This window comes from Azospirillum rugosum (genome assembly GCF_017876155.1).
Taxonomy (GTDB): domain Bacteria; phylum Pseudomonadota; class Alphaproteobacteria; order Azospirillales; family Azospirillaceae; genus Azospirillum; species Azospirillum rugosum.
Map to the genome: position 1 here is coordinate 141,857 of NZ_JAGINP010000015.1, position 17,318 is coordinate 159,174.

A 17,318-nucleotide genomic window follows, 5' to 3' on the forward strand; every position below is an offset into this window, starting at 1 on the left:
GCGCGCCCTGGCAGGGCGCGTTGACGGTGTCAGGTCCCACAGAGAGCCCCTGACGACGTTGGATCTAAGCAAACCTGTTTGCGCGTCAAGAGGAGGATGAAAGCTCACAAAAGTAGGATGTTGGCGGGCGACCTCCGGCCGATGAGTTGCCGGTGCAGGACGAAAGCTGGAAGGCGATACATGCCCCGGTCATCCACACAGAACTTCCAAGAGCCTCCCGGCGGTGGTCATCTATAACGCCTTCTCCATCGGCGGCTACCGAGGCCAGCTCGGCGGGGAGGCGGCTGCTCAGCCGCGACACGGGCCGCCACGCTCTGCCCCGTGCCAAGGCGGCGGGGTAAACCCATGGCCACATGCCTCGACAACGGCTCCGGCGGAGGCGATAATCTCGCCGAGAACCTCATCGCGGTCCCGCCTCAAGGGCCCGGCGTGCGGCGGCCATGAGCCGCCCTGTCCATTCCCGACGAGGTCGTTGTCGCAAGCGGGGCATCTCCACCGCGATGACGGCCTCGGCCAGCGCCAGAAACTCCCGATGAGGGCGCAACATGAGCAAGCTCTCCGGCTTCCCCTCTCGTTGTCTGGCGCTGTCTGGACTGGAGCATCGGCTGCCCGTCGCCATGGCAGTGTGAGGAGGCAGGGTGACATCCGACCGACCCGTGGTTGGCTTTGTATTCGGCGATGTCTGAGCCCGGGCTTGCCACGAGCGCCGGTAGGCCCGGTGTTGAGCGTACTTCTCGCCCACAGCCCGATGAGCGGCACGGAAATTGTCCCGCACCGCCGGCAGCCACCCCTTGGCGTCGCTCAACAGGCCTTGTGCCTCCGAGGGCGAGAGAATGAACAGGAGAGCTTCGGTGGCCGGCGCAGAGCTTAGGTCCCTTGCGCGCGTCCAGAGAACATCATCAATGATGGCGAGGACGGTCCCGAGCAAAAACTGACGCAAGAACGGTGACTCTATCTCATTGAAGCCATTCGGAAGTCCGGCGAGCGAACGACCTAAGAACCGTTGGGTGTCGACGGTCCCCCAGAACTCGACAATCGCCGACCTGCCTCGCCAGCCAGCTCCCCGCGGCGGTGGTCGGCTGAGCCAACCGAGGAGGCCCTCAATCGTCCGGAACATCGGTGGGCCCAACGACGGGTCACCCAGGATCGCCGCAAGCCGCTGAGCGTTTTGCACCCCACCTTCCAGTGCGGCGACTGTCGCCGCATCGTGCTCGGCATCGGGAACGATGTTCGTCAGGGACTTTGCACGACAACGTCCTGCCTCGCGCCCCAAGACTTCCGGTGGCGCACAGTCGAGCGGAAACTTACAGGCTCCGCAGACGATCCGGGTCCGTCCATCCTGGAACAAGAACTCATGCTGTACCGACGCATGGCAGTCCGGGCAGGACCGGACCAACAGTTCACGGTGCACCGGGCAGACGGTTTCGAAGGCCAAGGCCCAGGTGTGACGCAGATAGCAGACACCCGTGGATCGCCAGTCGTTGTTCAGGCATTTCCAACAGTGGGGGACGGGACGGCCATGAATTCCGGTCACCCAACAGGTCCGCAGGTGCGGAAATCGGTGGCCGAGCGTCAGAGCGCTCAAACGGTGTGCGTCGATGCGTCCGACATGCGCCAAAGCGGCGAGCTCAGCGGAAGCCGGTGCCATGTTCAGTTCATCCCACACTGGCGCGGTCGTCACGCCGCACGCGTGGGCTAGACGGCGCCGGAACGCGTCGGCGGGCACGGCGTACAAGGCGGCCAGGCGCCCCAGCCAGGAGCTCAGGAGTTCGTCCTCCAGCGGCTGAACCGTGAGGGGCAGCGGCCCCCACTCCAGCGATGGCGGTCGGACCACGGTGCGCGACGAGGCTCCGGTCACGCCATCGCCTTTCCGCGCGCCGCGGTCATGGACAGCAAAGGCATGATCAATCCGTCCGCCGACAGGCTCGCCTCGTCGATACGCTCGTCGCCGCTGTCGATCGCCTGGATGGTCAAGGTCTCGATCAGCTTGAAGATGCGGTTGGTGTGTCCGGCGGTCATCTCGATGATCAGCCGCCGGGCACGCGGGCCCGACAGGCTGGACGGACGGCGAAGGGGCAAGATGCTCGACAGGCGCAGCAACAGCTGTTCCAATCCCGGACCGCTGGTCCATTTCGGCAAGGCCAGATGCTCGAAGCGTTCGGCGAGCTGATCGTCGAGCCGGATCAGCAGCTCGGCCCGCGCCGTGCCGGCGCAGACGAGCGGGATGTGCAGCTTGTTGGTGAGATAGCGCAGGGCATTCAGCACGACCCGCTGCTGGCGGGGGCCGGCGGCATCCCCGATGTTGTGAATCTCGTCGAACATCAGCAGGCGGCAGCCCATCCGCTGCAGCACCTTGACCGCGGTCGCCAGATCGCGCACCGGATCACCGGCGCCGTAGGCGGCCCCGATCGCCTGGAGAATCTCCGAATACATGTCATCGGCCGAGGGCTCCGGCGGCGTCTCCACGAAGAGGACCGGCTGGCTGGTGATGCCGGTGCCCTCGTTGTAGGCTTCGGGATGGCCGCGGGCGAACTTCTCCAGGATCTTGCTCTTGCCCATGCCGGTGTCGCCCGTGATCAGCAGGCAGGGCATGCGGCTGCGCTTGGGGTAATGCAGCAGCCCGTCGAGACGGGCCAGGGCGAGGTCGCCGATCGGGTAGCTGATCCAGCGGTCGGAGCGCACCCAGTCCTTGCGCTGCTCATCGGGGAGCAGGGCATAGGGGCGATACTCGGGGCTCAGGTGCTCCAGGGCGTCGGTCATGACCACTCCTCGATGTCGCCGGGGTTCAAGGGCACGAGCCGATCCGGCGGGTCCGGCTCGGCGGGTGTGGACGGAACCGGGGGCAGCGCTGCCGGAGCGAACCGCCGGAGGTCCTCGACGGCGGAGATGGTTGTCTGCACGTGCTTACGGGCGGCGGCCGTGCGATGGGCCGAACTCGCCACCAGCGCGCGTTGCTCGCGGACCGTCTGGAAGATGATCGCCTCGTTGCGTTCGCGGTGGCCCTGCTCCCGCTTCTGGCCGAGCGCGGCCTTGTGCTCCCAATAGGTGATCGGTCCATCACTCCAGCCTTGCAGCGCCAAAGGCCAGTAATCACCATCCTCATAGAGCCACGCCGTGGAGATGTCGCGGGGATCGAAGCGCACGACCAGCTTGTCGGGCCGCAGGCCGATCCAGGGGCGCAAGACGTCCCCCCAGTACCGTTCGCCGAACAGGCGGATGCCGGTCGGCTGGAGCGTGCGGCGTTCCAAGGGCAAGAAGTCGCGGATGAAGGTCCCGGCGTTCAGCGTGTGAACGTCGCGCGCGGTGTCCCCGATCTCGTCGCGCCACACCGCCAGCGGTGGCCGTTTCAGGGAGCTGTGCCGATCCTGGTGATAAACACCGGCAATCTGCAGCGCCAACCAGCGCTCCAGTTCGCGCAACGTCATGCAGGCGGTTTTCGCCGGATCATAGGCCGCCCGCTGCTCGATGCTGGAGAAGGTCGTGCCGGGAAGCAGATGCACTTCCCCCATCAAGGTGCCGATCAGCCGTTCGACATGCCCACCGAAGTGTGGCGTGCGGACGGGGCGGTACAAGGGTTCGATGCGATGCTTGCGGCAGCCCCAGATCAGCCCTTCCGCTTTGAACTCCTTGGCGTTGTCGAAATGCAGAGCCCGCATCCGACCTGAAACCAAGGAGTCGGCGGGGAGCTGCCAGGTGTCGAGCCAGGCCTTCTTGGGCAGCACCGCGTGTGCCAGTGCGTAGGCAACGGACGCCAGCGACGGGCTTTGCAGGGTGAGAAAGAAACCGAGCACCACGCGCGTGCGCACGTCGATGGCGACGGTCAGCCAGGGGCGTATCAGCGGGCGCCGGAAGATGTCATCGACAATGATGACGTCGACCAGGGTGTGATCGACTTGAACAATCGCCAGAGGCTCGGCCGCTTCCAGACGGCCAGGTTTGGCGCCATGCCGTTGGCGCGCCACCTGGGCGCCTTCCCGATCGCGGGTGAGACGGTGCTGGTCCAGTCGGGCGACGCGGGTTTGAATGCTGTTGCGGGTCGGTCGGGCGGAAAGTCCCTCGCGGTCGAGCGCTTCATGGATCGCCCGCACGAGTTGGCTGAGCTTGGGCCGCTGCTTCGTCGCGTAGAACTTGTCGATGGTGGCCGTGATGATGGCTTCAACGGCATCGGGCAAGCGGAGCGTTCCGGACGCGCGCCCGGGTTTGCCCGGCAGCATGGCCTCGATGTGGGGGTTCTTGCGATAACGGCGGATCAGGCCATAGAGAACGGTGTGACTGATGCCGAGGGCTTTGGCTTCGGCATCGACCATGGCTCGTGTCCGGCTCGGACAGGCGAGCAGGCGTTCGACCGCATTGAGGCGCTCCCGCGCCTGCTGCCACTGGTCGGCGGACACGGCGAGCAGGGGGATGTCGGTGTTGCTGCCTGAAGGCATTGGAGGAAGCCGGTCCGAGCCAGGAAACCCATTGCCTGACCATGGCCCAGCGCAATAAACCTATTATGAAGCAAAGGTGATGGTTGCGTGAATGGCAATAAGCCGTTTCAGATCAAACTCATAGGCTTGAAAAATGACGGCCTATAATGAACGCCGACTTCGGTGTTGCTGCTGCGCCATGACACGCGAATGAACCGACCGATGCCGGTCAACCCTTTTCCTGACAACAGCCCATCCCAGTCAACCCATTAAGGATCAAAACTGAGCGCGCGATTGCCGTTTTGTACTACTGCGTCAAACGCTTAAGTCAGTCAAGGGATTCACTGAAATTCACAGCGGCCGCCTCTTTGCAGACCGGAGATGTTTGGAAGAGCGTGAATCGGTTTGGAACCGAGCCTTTCCCCCGCCTTCAGCGGCCTCCGTCCGGCGTGATGAACGCCCAGGGCGCAGCAGCTCCCGGTGTTTTGCCCCCGCTTGGCGGGCGGTGACACCGGTGTGCGCCGGCCTGTCCAAACGGACTGTACAGGCGGCCAAACGATCGTTTTCTCAAAACGGATTGAACTGTACAGTGGGACGTTTTCCACTTTTCTGAACGGATCCCATGGCCCTGATCGGCTACGCGCGCGTCTCCACCGAGGACCAGGCCACCTTCAGCCAGCTCGACGAGCTGAGGGCGGCCGGCTGCGCGGTGATCTTCGAGGAGACGGCGTCGGGCGGCAGCCGGGCGCGGCCGGAGTTGGCTAAGGCGATCGCCCAGGTGAAACGCGGCGACATCCTGGTGGTGGCGCGCATCGACCGCCTGGCCCGTTCGCTCTCCCACCTGCTCGACGTGATCGAGAGGCTGGAGGCGGTCGGCGCCCACTTCAAGTCGCTGCGCGACCCGATCGACACCGCCACGCCGCAGGGCAAGTTCGCTCTCCAGGTGCTGGGCGCCGCCGCCGAACTGGAGCGCGCGCTGATCCGTGAACGCACCAAGGCCGGATTGCGGGCGGCCAAGGCGCGCGGACGGGTGGGGGGCAACCCCGCGCTCAAGCGCCGCGATCCCGGGGCCATCGCCCAGCTCTCCGCCATCCGTGACCGGCGGTACATGGCGGATCTCCTGGCCACCATGGACGCCTGGATGCCCAAGGTGCGGGCTCAGCGCCCGGGGAATTCCTGGGCCACGGTGGCCAGGGCGCTCGGCCGGCTCGGCTCGCCCGACCGGCCCTGGACCGCCGACCGGCTGTCGCGGGCGGTCCACCGCCTCGTCGCGGAAGGGCTGGCCGAGCCGGACCTGATCGCGCCGGCCCCGCGCAAGCCGCCCAAGGACGACCTCCTGCTGGTCATCGCCGGCATCAAAGGCGCCAACCCCGACATCAGCCTGCGCGCCATCGCCGCACGTCTGGAAGAGATGCGCATCCGCACGCCGCGCCGCGGCACGACCTGGTCGGCGTCTTCGGTCAAAGCGCTGCTCGATCGCGCCGAGCGGCTTGGCCTCGTGGCGCCGAAGTCCAACCGCTGACCCGCCGGCACCGTGAAAACATGGGGTCGTTTTGTCCGCTCATGACGGGCCGGCGCGAGGCGTGGCTCGGGCGCTCGCCCTCCGAATTTTCCCACCCGGTCACGAATGAACCTGATTTTGATAATAATTGAGTCGAAGGTGGAAACAAATTTTCCCTAAGCCGATACCACTTTGTCGCCATTGCCGGCAGGCCACCCCGATCGATAAGTTTGGATCACAAACAATGGCGATCAAAAGTGGCATCGTCGAATATCACCCACCCGCAAATCGCTTTTCCAACGCCTAAATCTGGTTCATTGACCAAGGAAACAGGCTATGGTTAAAGTCAAAACGACACTCTTCTTGTTTGTGATACTATCAGCCAACACAGCAATTCCAGCGCTTTCGGGACAAATCGTTTATCGGCCGGTCAACCCGTCTTTCGGTGGCGATCCGCTCAACAGCGCTCATTTGCTTGGCATCGCGAACGCCATCGACAAGTACAAAGACCCCAACGCCATTGACCCGTTCAGCCTGCTGAACCAACAAAGCCCGCAGGCCGCGCTGAACGATCAGCTGCAGCAGCAGGTGATGCAGGGCGTCAACGGCAACGCCATCGACACGGTCCTGTCGCAGAATTCCGGCAACTACACGCTTGGAAGTTCCAAGGTTGCCATCAGCCCGAACGCCGACGGGCAGACGCGGCGGATCGTTCTTCAGAACATCGACACCGGCACGCAGACCATCTACGACGTCCCCCTCGCCAGCACAGGCCTGAACACCGCCGGCGCCCCGCCAAACGTGGAGTAGGGGCCCGGCCCGGTTCCACGGCGCCGATCATCGGCAGCCACTCCCGACCGATCGATCGTGATCACGACGCTGGTGGGCGACCGCCTCTCTGCCACCGGAACACGCCTTTTTCGGCCGTGCCGCCGCGCGTTGTGTCGCCAGAGGCCGGAGCCCCGTGACCGCGCGTGGCGCGGCAGAAGCCCCAATCCCCGCTGAGAGATTCCGACCATGCGTGTCCTTCGCAAGCTTCTGCTGGCCGCCGCCGGCACGGCCGCCCTCACGGCCTGCGCCGGCGGCCCCGGCGCCAACCGCCCGGAACTGGCGTTTTCCGAAGTTCCCCAGCAGGAGTACAAGACCCCGTCCTTGGACGAACTTCAGGCCCTGCCGGCCCCGGCGCGCAAAATCGCCGTCGCCGTGTACCGGTTCGAGGACCAGACCGGCCAGAACAAGCCGAACGAAAAGTTCAGCGAGTATTCCCGCGCCGTCACCCAGGGCGGCACGGCGATCCTGATCAACGCTCTGGAACGGGCGGGAAACCGGGCGTGGTTCAAAACGGTTGAGCGGTCGGCGCTCCCCTCCCTCCTTCAGGAGCGGCAGCTGATCCGGGTGACGCGGGACCAGTACGGCGGCAACACTCTGCCCCCGCTGCCCCCGCTGACCTACGCCGGGATCATGCTGGAAGGCGGCATCATCGGCTACGACAGCAACACCCTGACGGGCGGCTTCGGAGCCCGCTTCCTCGGCATCGGCGGCAACGTGGACTACCGCCGCGACACGGTCTCGGTCTTCCTGAGAGCCGTTTCGACGCAGTCCGGCGAAGTCCTGAAGTCGGTCAACGTGTCCAAAACCATCTATTCGGCCGGATTGCAGGGCGGCGCCTTCCGCTACGTCGGATTCAAGGACCTGCTGGAAATCGAAACCGGCCTCACCACCAACGAACCGGTGACGCTGGCGGTCAAGTCGGCGGTCGAGAAGGCCGTGCACAGCCTGATCATCGAGGGCCTGATCGACGGCTACTGGCAGCTCCAGGACATGAGCCTCGCCCAGCCGCTGATCGAGAAATACTGGCAGGAGCGGGACGGCGTCTACAACGTCAAGACCGTCAAGGCCACGGCGGAGGACATCCAGGTCGCGCCACCGCCGCGTCAGGCGCCGCTCACCGGGACCGCGGGCGAGGAGACGCTGGCGCCGTCAGCCCCGCAGCCCCCGGCCCCCGGCCCGACCTACATCGTCCCCGGCGGGCAGAACCCGCTGCCCGGACAGCGGCCGGTCCTGCCACAGACCTTGCCCATGACCCCGTCCGCCGCCCCGGCACCGGACGCCAAGGCGCCGGCATCGCAGGCGGTCCAAGCCCCGGCCGCCGCCAAGTTCGCGTCGTAGGCGGCGACCGCCAAAACACTGAAAGCCGAAACACCGGAACGCTCCGGAGGACCGCAGGCGTCCTCCGGCCAATTTCAAAGTATTCGTTAGGACATTTACTTCCTTGTCCGCTTTGAACCGATCTCCATACTTTGCATGAAAGGCTAAAATCACAATGCGCACCATTCTTTTCGCGTCCGTCGCCCTTATCGCTCTGTGCAACGCGGCTCTGGCCGGGTCGAACAACGACGCCTACATCCTCCAGGTCGGTGCCGACAACACGGCCGAACAGACCCAGGGGGGGCTGATCAGCACCGGCAACAGCGCCTCCGCTTTCCAGGCCGGCAAGGGCAACAGCGCCACCCAGGAGCAGTCGGGCATCACCAACACGGGCTCGTCCTACCAGTTCGGCCGCGACAACTCCGTCCAGCAGAAGCAGTCCGGCCTGCTGAACAACGCCATCGCCGGCCAGGCCGGCAAGGGCAACAGGGCCGAGCAGACCCAGGCGCACCTGTCCAGCGGCAACCTCGCCACCATCGGACAGGTCGGAACGGGCAACACCGCCACGCAGACCCAGGGCATTGAGGCCAAAATCGGCTTCCTCAAGATCCCGGTCCCCAGCGTCGCCTCCACCGCCACCATCGTCCAGGTCGGCAAGGGCAACGGCGCCGAGCAGACCCAGAGCGGCATCGGCAACTCGGCCGTCGGCATGCAGTTCGGCAAGGACAACACGGCCTCGCAGACCCAGGCGGGTTCCGGCAATGATGCGGCGGCCCTCCAGGTCGGCTACAAGAACGACGCCACGCAGACCCAGGCGGAAAAATCCAAGGACAACACGGCCTCGGCCAAGCAGTTCGGCGTGAAGAACACCGCCTCGCAGACCCAGGAGGGCTCGGACAGCGACGCCTCGATCCTCCAGGTCGGCTACAAGAACGGCGCCGCGCAGAAGCAGAAGGAAAACTCCAAGGACAACACGGCGTCGGCCAAGCAGTTCGGCGCGAAGAACACTGCCTCGCAGACCCAGGGCGGCGTGGGCGGCCACGAGGCCAGCATCCTTCAGGTCGGCTATGGGAACGACGCGGCGCAGACCCAGAGCAACGGCAAGGGCGAGAAGGCGAACACGGCGTCGACCAAGCAGTTCGGCAAGGGCAACACGGCCTCGCAGAACCAGAACGGCGGCGATCTGGAAGCGGCGATCCTCCAGGGCGGCTCGTCCAACTGGGCCAAGCAGACCCAGACCGGCACCGGCAACGAGGCGTCGATCCTGCAGGTCGGTCTGAACAACCATGCCGACCAGACCCAGGGCAAGTCGGGCAACTTCGCCTCGGCGAAGCAGTTCGGGGCCGGCAACACGGCGATGCAGAGCCAGTACGGCACGAGCGGCGAGCTGTACGCCTTCCAGGTCGGCAAGGGCAACACCGCCACCCAGACGCAGGATGCCTCGGCGTCCTCCAGCGTCGCCACGGCGGTCCAGTTCGGCCGCGGCAACACCGCCAAGCAGACGCAGCGGTAATCCCATGGAGCCGGGAGGCGGTGCGTCGAACCGCCTCCCGGCCGTCGGTCCGCTTCCCCTCATCCGGATCAAGACGCGAAGGTATCCGCCCATGCGCAGCATTCTTCTCGCGACCGCCACCGTCCTCGCCCTGTCCACCTCGGCCATGGCGGCGTCGGACAACGACGCCTACATCCTCCAGGTCGGCGCTTCGAACGAGGCCGCCCAGACCCAGGCCTACGGCAGCGGCAGCCACGCCGGCGCCCTCCAGTTCGGCCGGGGCAACAAGGCCGACATGACTCAGTCGGGCCAGGGCCGGCACACCGGCCACGTCGTTCAGGCCGGCGAGAAAAACAACGCCACGATGAACCAGTGGGGCGGCGGCGACCACGAGGCCCTGACCCTGCAGTTCGGCGCGGGCAACGCGTCCCGCCTGACGCAGAACAGCGGCGACAAGCACGATGCCCTCATCGTCCAGGGCGGCAAGGACAACCTGTCCGTCGCCAAGCAGGACGGCGGCGCGGGGAATGCCGTTTCGGCCTTCCAGTTCGGCACGCGCAACAACGCCAACCAGGAGCAGAAGGGCAGCCACAACGACGCCCTGATCCTCCAGGTCGGCGAGGACAACACCGTCGGCGCGTTCAAGACGAGCGGGAGCCGGAACTGGTGGGATCTCAAGGAGGGCGCCGGCCAGATTCAGGACGGCAGCAACCTGACCGCGACCGTGATGCAGGTCGGGAAGGGCAACACCGCGTCCCAGTCGCAGACCGGGGCGTGGCACGAGGCGAGCATCGTCCAGGCCGGCCGCGGAAACACCGGCACGCAGACGCAGTCCGGCACCGCGCTGGGCAACGAGGCCTCCATCCTGCAGGTCGGCTTCAAGAACGACGCCACGCAGACCCAGGCAGGGTCGGGCAACACGGCGTCGGCCGTCCAGGCGGGGGCCGGCAACACGGTCACGCAAACGCAGGAAGCGACCGCCGCGTCCAGCGTAGCCACGGCGGTGCAGGTCGGCCGCGGCAACGTCGCGCGCCAGACTCAGCGGTGATGCGGTTGGGTGGAGGGCGCGCAATCCTCCGCCCACGCCCGCCCGACGAGCCGTGCACGCTCAACATTTCCCCAGATCGTTGCGGAACCGGTGGGAGCCGCCCCCTGGGGGTCATAAGGGATGCCCGTCATGCGCCGCATCGTCGCCTCCACCCGCGCCGCCTGCCTTCTGGTCCAGGGGCTGGTCGCCGTCCCGGCCCTGGCCGACGAGGGCTCCATTCTTCGGGCCACCATCGCCAGCGAACTGAGCGCCAAGCCCAATGAGGGAAATGCCGCGGCCCCCCCGCAGGCGGGCATCGCCAACGAGGCCTTGCCCCTCCAGAACGGAAACGGCGTCGGCGTGATTTCGCAGACCGGCCACGGCAACGCCGCGTCCCAGACGCAGATCGGCCGAAACAGAGCCATTTCGGTCCAAGTGGGCCTGGCGAACACCGCCGTGGTTTCGCAGAACGGAACAGGCAATCTCAGCAGAACCGACCAGTACGGCACCGGCAATTACAGCTCGGCCTCGCAGCAGGGGGCCTACAACCTGTCGGTCGTGGAGCAGGGCGGGGGGCAGGCGTCCTGGGTTTTCCAGCAAGGCGCCTTGAACAGGCTGACCCCCGACCAGATCCCGGACACTCCGGCGGTCATTCTGCAAAAAGGCATCGACGCGGATCCCAAGGTTTTCCCGCTGAAGCGCCGCTGAAGCGGGAAGCACAGCGCCGTTGAAGCGGGAAGCACGGCGCCGGACCGGCAAGGTCGATCGCGGTGCCGACCCGGGGGCCGGGGCCCCCGGCCTCTGCGCGCCGTCCGTATCAGTCATGACCTCAGCCAACCGTGCCCGGCCAACCTTGCCCGGCGGGGAGGGGCACCACCAATCCGAACCACGGAACCAACACGCATGCATCCCGAACGGACGTGGCACGTTGATTTCGCAAACGCGACGGCGTCGTCCGACGCCGGCACCGTGTGTTTTGCAAAGTCCGGCGGCGTGTACCGCATCACGCGGACCGCCATAAAAAGCAGGTTCAAAGGTTTGCACGTCCGGCTCTGCCATCAGGCGCTGGGCGCCATCAAGGCGTCGGAACACGAAGAGCGGATGAACGCGACCCACAGAGTGCAGGATCAAGCACCATCAAGCCAACCCAAGGCCGTCGTTTGGGACCTCCAGCCTGAGCGCCCGAAAAGCATCGGCTTATAGCGATGCGCGCGACGTCTCACCGACGATGATGAGCCGCACGGGATTCCCCGATCTGGCGTTCATGAAAGACAAGCCGTGGCGCGCCGGGCGGCGGCCAGAAGGGATTCGGGCGCAGATACAGGTAGCGCTCCAGCCGCTTCCGCCGCTCCTCATAGGATGACGGCCCTGCGGTGTCCAACCCGTAAGAAGGAAAACCGTAGCCGTATCCTCCATCCCCCATCGTTTCCATGGGCGAGGTCTGCGGCAGCGTGGACAGGGAAAGATCCCCGCACGCCTTTTTGTTGCCGAACTCGCACTCCTTCGCCGCGTTCGGCGTGTAGTAGAACTCTGGCGACCATGCCCAGTTGGGCTGCGCGGCCTGCGCGGCCATCGTTGAACCCAGAACCGCCACCACGCTTACGAGCGTCCGCATGGTCACCCTCCAGAGCCGATCCCGACGGGTAAACACCGGCCGCGCGGATTCGGCCAGACCTTGCCCGCCAGACCTTGCCCGCCAGACTTTGCCCGACGTCCCGATCCGCGCGCAGAGCGCCGCACGGTGTCTGGTGACAAAGCAGATCGCCCCCCCGCACACACCTCGACCTGTGGAATAGACCTCTGGTAGTGTCACCATCCCGATATGGGTAAGACACCGGGCATGCGATACCCGGATGTCGTCTCACGCGCACGTCAACAGCAAGCAAAGTCGGTTCCAGATGGCCTTGATCATTTCCAACGCGTTGAGCGCCTCAGGATCGCCTGAAGCGGAAAGCCAGCCTTCGGGTGTTCTCTCGAGCGTTGAGCGGTGGATCGAGGAAGGCAGCCTGGTGGTGGCTTGCCAGCGGCTGTCCGCTTGCCTGGAAGCGGGGCAGCCTGTCCGGGACGAGGATCGGGAAGCCCTCATCCTCCTGCTCAACGCCGTTTCCGTGGCGCTGTCCACGCCGCACCGGCAGACCCTGGACCGGCAGACCCCGGACCGGCAGATCCTCGACCCGGAATGGGCGTTCGACGGGCGGGCCTTCCAGGTCTTTGCCGACATGGTCGACGTCCTGCGGGTTCAGAACCAGCAGATCGTCGAGGTCATGGCCATCGCGCACGAGGTCCGGTGACGGGACGCCCACCGCACCGACGCTTTCGACCACCGGAACCAAACGCTCACCGGAACCAAATCCATGGCGCAGATTCTTGTTTTCGCGATCGACTGGACGCCTGAGGCGGGGGATGTCGGAACCGGCGGCGGGCTGCGGTCCCGGCAGGTCGCCGACATGCTGCGCGACGCGGGGCACCGGGTCGCCGTCGCCGTGCCGGCGGCCAGCAAGACCGTGGCGCTCCTGCGCCGGCAGGATCCGGCCCGCCTCGACGGCGTGCTTCTCTACGACGGCGCCAACCAGCTCGAGATCATCCGGCGGGTCCGTCCCGACGTCATCGTCTGGCAGTGGCCGACCATGCGGGCGGTCCCGATGAGCGGGCTCGGGGACGTGGTGCAGATCTGCGACCTCAACGGCTTGCAGGACCACGAGATCGCCCACGGCATTCCCGGACTCCTGCCCTTGGCCGAGGGGAAGGTGCTGGCCGCCGCCGTCGGGGCGGACCTCGTCCTGACCGGCTCCGAAGAGCAGAACGGCTATTGGATCGCCAAGTTCGGGACGAAGCTCGACGGCGTGCCGACGGCCGTCGTGCCCTACAGCGCTCCGCGCCCGCTCCTGCCTCCGCGGGGGCAAGAAGGAAAGGCGGGGGAGGGGGGGCTGCAAAAGCGCCTCTGCCTGGCCGGAACCGTCTATCCCTGGAATTCCTCGCTCAGCCATCTCGACGGGATCGTCGCCTGGGCGGAACGGCGCGGCGACGTCCGGATCGACGTCGTCGCGACCATCGACCCGGCGAGCCGCGACCATCTCGCCATCCGCGGGCAGCTTGAGCGCCTCCGGCGGTCCCCGTGCGTGTCCCTGTCCTTCGGGCAGAGCGTCGGGGAGCTGTTCCAGTGGCTCGGCGCCGGGGGCTTCGCGCTCGACCTCTACCCGCCCACGATCGAGCGGCGGCTGGCCGTGCCCATCCGCACCGTCAACGCCCTGGCTTGCGGGCTTCCGATCCTGTGCAACCTGCCGACCCAGCTGAACCGCCGGCTGGTCGAGGCCGGATGCGCCCGCATGGTCGCGCTGGAGGATGGCGAGCTGGGGGGCGACCTGGAGGCCGGGCCGGGGCCGGCCCTCGTGGAGGCGCTCGACGCCGCGATGGACCTCGACCCGGTCCGCTACGCCGGCATGCGCGCCGCCGCCAGGGCCCAGGCCGAGGAGGGGCCCTTCCGCTGGGAAGCAGCGGCGGAACGCCTGGCGGAGGGCGTGGACCAGGCGCTGCGGCGGCTTCGCCGGAAGGTCGCCTGGAGGCCGGGCCGGAAGCATGGGACCGCGCCGGCGCTCGGCCATGCCCTCGTCCTGTCCGACGAGCCGGAAAACCTTCAGGAACTGCGGCTGCACGCTCCGTTCGGCGAGTTGTACCGGCAGGGCGAGATCGGCGGCTACACCGTGGTGTCGCGCAACCGCGTGGTCATGAGCACCCTCAACGACCCGGAGGCCACGCCGGTGGACGCGATCTGGCTGCAACGCCGGCCGTCCTCCGCCACCGTCCTGGCCCTGCACGCCATCGACCGTCCCTACCTGCTCGATTTGGACGACCATCTGCTGGTGTCTCCCACCTACCGGGCCGCCTTCCCGCCCGAGCACATGCAGATGGGGAGAATGCTGGTGCGCCAGTGCGCCGTCCTGTCCTGCTCCACGGCGCGCCTGGCCGCCCAGCTCGGCCGCTACGCCGCGGCGGACGTGGTGTCCAAGGCCATCGTCACGCCGAACCTGGCGCAGGGCGCCGCCGCACCGCGGCCATCCGGGCCGCCCACCGCCGTGGTCTGGGTGTCCAGCGACATGCCGGCGCTCAGCGTGTCCACCATTCCGGTCCTGCGGGCCCTGCGCGACTTCTGCCTCGCCTTCGACCTCGACCTCGTGTGCGTGGGGCACACGCCGCCCACCCTGCTGACGGAAAGCGACGTGCGCATCCGCAAGCTGCCCCTGCAGCGCTATGCGGACTACCTGCGGCTGCTGTCCTCGCAGGCCCCGGCCATCCTCTTCTGCCCGCTGGAGACCCACGCCGACCCGGCCACCCAGGACTTCATCGACGGGAAGAGCGACATCAAGATGCTGGAGTGCCTGGCGACCGGGCTGGTCGGCGTCTTCAGCGCCGCGGCCCCCTTCGCCGACAGCACCCTGCGCGCCGGCCCCGTGTGCGACAACACCTACGAGTCCTGGTACGACGGCCTGTGCGAAGCGCGCGAGACGCTCCTGGCCGGCGGCGGCGATCCCGCGATTCCAGACGACCGCCAGATCGGCCGCCGCGGCCTCGCCCCGTGGCTGGAAGCCTTGCGGGCGGCGCGGCTCGACGCGCCGTTCCCCCTGCGGATGCTGAAGGATGCCTACGTCTTCGTCTACAACCACCTGACGCGGCGCATGCTGACCAAGGACGAGTTCGACGAGGCCGCCTACCTGGAATCCAACAAGGACGTCGACCGGGCGGTCCGCAACGGCACCTTCCAGAGCGCGTACGAGCATTACAAGCTCTACGGCTTCTTCGAAAGCCAGATCGGACACCGGGCGCACGGCGTCGGCGGGGAGGAATCCGACAGCATGCAGCTGTTCGCCAACCTGCTCGGCACCTTGAGCGATCTGCGCACCACGACCGACAACAGGGCTCCGCAGATCGAGCATCTGAAGGCGGCGCGCGCCGCCCGTGCGGTGGCCTTCCGCCGGCGGGGTGAGCGGTGATCGCCTGGACCGACCCGCAAACCGATGCGGGCTCCGCTTCGGAACCGACACGGCGGCACGTCTGCCCGGTCTGCGGCACGGACGGCGCCCACGACGTGGTGCTGACAGTGACCGAGGCGCACAGGACCCACATCCTGCTGCGCTGCGGAGCCTGCACGGCGCATGTCTACGAGGACCGCACCCCTCCCTCCTACGCGGACGAGCCCTCGGACGACTACACGGCCTATTACGCGGAACAGGGGGCGGACGTCTGGGGCATGACCCAGACGCTGTCGCGGCTGCGCGCGCACGGCCCGGCGAGCCTGCTGGACGTCGGCTGCGGCTTCGGCTTCACCGTGGACATGGCGGCCCGCTGCCTCGGCTGGCGGGCGGTGGGCGTCGATCCCTGCGGCCTCGCCCAGGACGGGGCCCGGCTGCTCCAGGCGCCGATCGTCAACCGCTACCTGGACCGCGACAGCGACATCGGCGAGCCGTTCGACATCGTGCACTCGTCGGAGGTGATCGAGCACATCGACGCCCCCTACGGCTTCCTCGACGTCATGCGCTGCCATCTGGCGCCCGGCGGCGTCGTGGTGCTGAAGACGCCGAACGCCGCGGTGCTGGCGCCGTCCCTGGCCGGCGGCATGATGCAGGCCATCCTGGCGCCGGGATCCCACCTCATCCTCTACACGGCCCGGTCGATCGAGCATGCCCTGCGCAAGGCCGGCTTCGCCCATGTCCTGGTCGAGGCCAACGGATCGAACCTGACGGCCTTCGCGTCCGATGCGCCGATCACCCTGCTCCCCGACGACGGCGAGCACGCGCGCTGCTACAGCCGCTATCTCGAAGACCACACGCGCGTCTCGCCGAAGGGCGAGCCGGTGTGGAATGGCGCGGCCGCCCGTCTGTTCCGGCACCGCGTCTTCAGCGGCGACCTGATGGGCGCGCTGGAGGTCTACGACGAGCTGGCCAGGGTGTATGAAGACCGCTTCGGCCTCGACCTGCTGCGCCCCCACCGGATTCCCCGGGGCGCCTGCGATCCGGCCATCCGGCCGGGGCGGGCGCGCCGCGCGCCGTACAACATCGCCAACGTCCTCTACACGCGCGCGATGCTGACGCGGCATCTGCCGGCGCAGGATCCGCTGGCGACCCTGACGTTGCTGAGAACCGCGGAGGCCCTGGCGGTGGAGATCGGCGGCGCGTTGCAGGCCGGCGGGCTGTTCGACGGCGACCTGGAGAACACCGCTTTCCTGGCCCGGTGCGACGCGGTCGACGTGCTCTGGCGGATCGACCAGGACGCCGCCGTCGACGCCCTGGCCGCGCTTGGCCGGGTGACGGGAAGCCGCTACGACGCCCACATGGTCGTGCCGCACGCGTTGCGCCTGGCCAAGAGCGCCGAGCTGTTCGTGCGGCTGGTCCATGGCGGCGACTACCGGCTGGCCGTCCGGCTCGCCGACCTGTTCGACGACCTCGATCTGGCGGAACGGACGCTGCCGCAGGACGGAAGCCTGCTTCACCTGGTCTTCTGCCTGGCCGTTCTCGACCTCAACGTCTTCGGGCGGCATGGCCGCGCCCTTGAGCGGCTCCGGCGTTTGCAGCGCCTCGCGGAACGGCTCGAAGCGGTGCCCGAGCATGGGGAGGTGGCCCGCCACATGGCGTCGGTCGCCGCGGAGCACATCACCAGGATTCCCGGGGCCAGGATTCCCGGGGAGTCCTGAAAAGGCGGGCGGGTTGTGGGGCGGTTCACAGCCGGTGTGGCGGGGTTTGGGTAGGG

14 protein-coding genes are annotated in these 17,318 nt (G+C 67.2%); 10 read left to right on the forward strand and 4 right to left on the reverse strand.

All coding sequences use genetic code 11. From position 1 onward, the window contains the following. Window positions 1–400: 400 nt before the first annotated feature. The 3 genes from J2851_RS20510 to J2851_RS20520 are packed head-to-tail and all read right to left on the reverse strand — an operon-like array spanning window position 401 to window position 4,430. Entirely contained in the window at window positions 401–1,858 is a 1,458-nt protein-coding gene (locus J2851_RS20510; protein ID WP_209768522.1) for a TniQ family protein, read from the reverse strand. Next, window positions 1,855–2,760, reverse strand: a complete 906-nt coding sequence (locus tag J2851_RS20515) for a TniB family NTP-binding protein (protein ID WP_209768523.1) — start codon at window positions 2,758–2,760, stop codon at window positions 1,855–1,857. Before J2851_RS20515 ends, J2851_RS20510 begins: the two co-directional genes overlap by 4 nt. After that, a complete protein-coding gene (locus tag J2851_RS20520) occupies window positions 2,757–4,430 on the reverse strand; it encodes a Mu transposase C-terminal domain-containing protein (RefSeq protein ID WP_209768525.1) in 1,674 nt (557 codons plus the stop codon). Before J2851_RS20520 ends, J2851_RS20515 begins: the two co-directional genes overlap by 4 nt. A 601-nt stretch (window positions 4,431–5,031) precedes the next feature. Here J2851_RS20520 and J2851_RS20525 point away from each other — a divergent pair. The 7 genes from J2851_RS20525 to J2851_RS20555 all read left to right on the forward strand — a co-directional run bounded on the left by J2851_RS20525 (window position 5,032) and on the right by J2851_RS20555 (window position 11,780). Next, window positions 5,032–5,931 carry a recombinase family protein gene (locus J2851_RS20525; RefSeq protein ID WP_209768526.1) on the forward strand — a complete coding sequence of 300 codons (900 nt, stop codon included), beginning with the start codon at window positions 5,032–5,034 and terminating at the stop codon, window positions 5,929–5,931. 315 nt (window positions 5,932–6,246) lie between these two features. After that, window positions 6,247–6,720, forward strand: a complete 474-nt coding sequence (locus J2851_RS20530; RefSeq protein WP_209768527.1) for a curli assembly protein CsgF — start codon at window positions 6,247–6,249, stop codon at window positions 6,718–6,720. Window positions 6,721–6,927: 207 nt separating this feature from the next. Beyond that, the gene (locus tag J2851_RS20535) at window positions 6,928–8,079 is read left to right on the forward strand and encodes a CsgG/HfaB family protein (protein WP_209768528.1); all 1,152 of its coding nucleotides are present in this window, start codon (window positions 6,928–6,930) and stop codon (window positions 8,077–8,079) included. A 154-nt stretch (window positions 8,080–8,233) separates the two neighbouring features. Beyond that, a complete protein-coding gene (locus J2851_RS20540) occupies window positions 8,234–9,571 on the forward strand; it encodes a hypothetical protein (RefSeq protein WP_209768529.1) in 1,338 nt (445 codons plus the stop codon). Between the two features lie 91 nt (window positions 9,572–9,662). Continuing rightward, window positions 9,663–10,598 carry a hypothetical protein gene (locus tag J2851_RS20545; RefSeq protein WP_209768530.1) on the forward strand — a complete coding sequence of 312 codons (936 nt, stop codon included), beginning with the start codon at window positions 9,663–9,665 and terminating at the stop codon, window positions 10,596–10,598. 129 nt (window positions 10,599–10,727) lie between these two features. Next, window positions 10,728–11,285, forward strand: a complete 558-nt coding sequence (locus J2851_RS20550; protein WP_209768531.1) for a hypothetical protein — start codon at window positions 10,728–10,730, stop codon at window positions 11,283–11,285. Window positions 11,286–11,480: 195 nt separating this feature from the next. Next, window positions 11,481–11,780 carry a hypothetical protein gene (locus J2851_RS20555; protein ID WP_209768532.1) on the forward strand — a complete coding sequence of 100 codons (300 nt, stop codon included), beginning with the start codon at window positions 11,481–11,483 and terminating at the stop codon, window positions 11,778–11,780. Window positions 11,781–11,796: 16 nt separating this feature from the next. On the opposite strand, the gene J2851_RS20560 is transcribed toward J2851_RS20555, so the two are convergent. After that, complete coding sequence (locus tag J2851_RS20560; protein ID WP_209768533.1) at window positions 11,797–12,192, reverse strand: hypothetical protein; 396 nt, start codon at window positions 12,190–12,192, stop codon at window positions 11,797–11,799. A 238-nt stretch (window positions 12,193–12,430) separates the two neighbouring features. Between J2851_RS20560 and J2851_RS20565 the strand changes: the two genes are divergently transcribed. The 3 genes from J2851_RS20565 (at window position 12,431) to J2851_RS20575 (ending at window position 17,262) form a co-directional block, all read left to right on the forward strand. Beyond that, complete coding sequence (locus J2851_RS20565) at window positions 12,431–12,868, forward strand: hypothetical protein (RefSeq protein ID WP_209768534.1); 438 nt, start codon at window positions 12,431–12,433, stop codon at window positions 12,866–12,868. A 63-nt stretch (window positions 12,869–12,931) separates the two neighbouring features. Next, entirely contained in the window at window positions 12,932–15,565 is a 2,634-nt protein-coding gene (locus tag J2851_RS20570; protein WP_209768535.1) for a glycosyltransferase family protein, read from the forward strand. Continuing rightward, on the forward strand, window positions 15,562–17,262 hold the full coding sequence (locus J2851_RS20575) for a class I SAM-dependent methyltransferase (protein WP_209768536.1): 1,701 nt from the start codon (window positions 15,562–15,564) through the stop codon (window positions 17,260–17,262). The genes J2851_RS20570 and J2851_RS20575 overlap by 4 nt, the downstream gene beginning before the upstream one ends. The last annotated feature ends 56 nt before the right edge of the window (window positions 17,263–17,318 follow it).

Coding starts and splice junctions, on each gene's coding strand:
- J2851_RS20515 (WP_209768523.1), bottom strand. CDS start 2,760: ATGACCGACGCCCTGGAGCACCTGAGCCCCGAGTATCGCCCCTATGCC.
- J2851_RS20520 (WP_209768525.1), bottom strand. CDS start 4,430: ATGCCTTCAGGCAGCAACACCGACATCCCCCTGCTCGCCGTGTCCGCC.
- J2851_RS20525 (WP_209768526.1), top strand. CDS start 5,032: ATGGCCCTGATCGGCTACGCGCGCGTCTCCACCGAGGACCAGGCCACC.
- J2851_RS20530 (WP_209768527.1), top strand. CDS start 6,247: ATGGTTAAAGTCAAAACGACACTCTTCTTGTTTGTGATACTATCAGCC.
- J2851_RS20535 (WP_209768528.1), top strand. CDS start 6,928: ATGCGTGTCCTTCGCAAGCTTCTGCTGGCCGCCGCCGGCACGGCCGCC.
- J2851_RS20540 (WP_209768529.1), top strand. CDS start 8,234: ATGCGCACCATTCTTTTCGCGTCCGTCGCCCTTATCGCTCTGTGCAAC.
- J2851_RS20545 (WP_209768530.1), top strand. CDS start 9,663: ATGCGCAGCATTCTTCTCGCGACCGCCACCGTCCTCGCCCTGTCCACC.
- J2851_RS20550 (WP_209768531.1), top strand. CDS start 10,728: ATGCGCCGCATCGTCGCCTCCACCCGCGCCGCCTGCCTTCTGGTCCAG.
- J2851_RS20555 (WP_209768532.1), top strand. CDS start 11,481: ATGCATCCCGAACGGACGTGGCACGTTGATTTCGCAAACGCGACGGCG.
- J2851_RS20560 (WP_209768533.1), bottom strand. CDS start 12,192: ATGCGGACGCTCGTAAGCGTGGTGGCGGTTCTGGGTTCAACGATGGCC.
- J2851_RS20565 (WP_209768534.1), top strand. CDS start 12,431: ATGTCGTCTCACGCGCACGTCAACAGCAAGCAAAGTCGGTTCCAGATG.
- J2851_RS20570 (WP_209768535.1), top strand. CDS start 12,932: ATGGCGCAGATTCTTGTTTTCGCGATCGACTGGACGCCTGAGGCGGGG.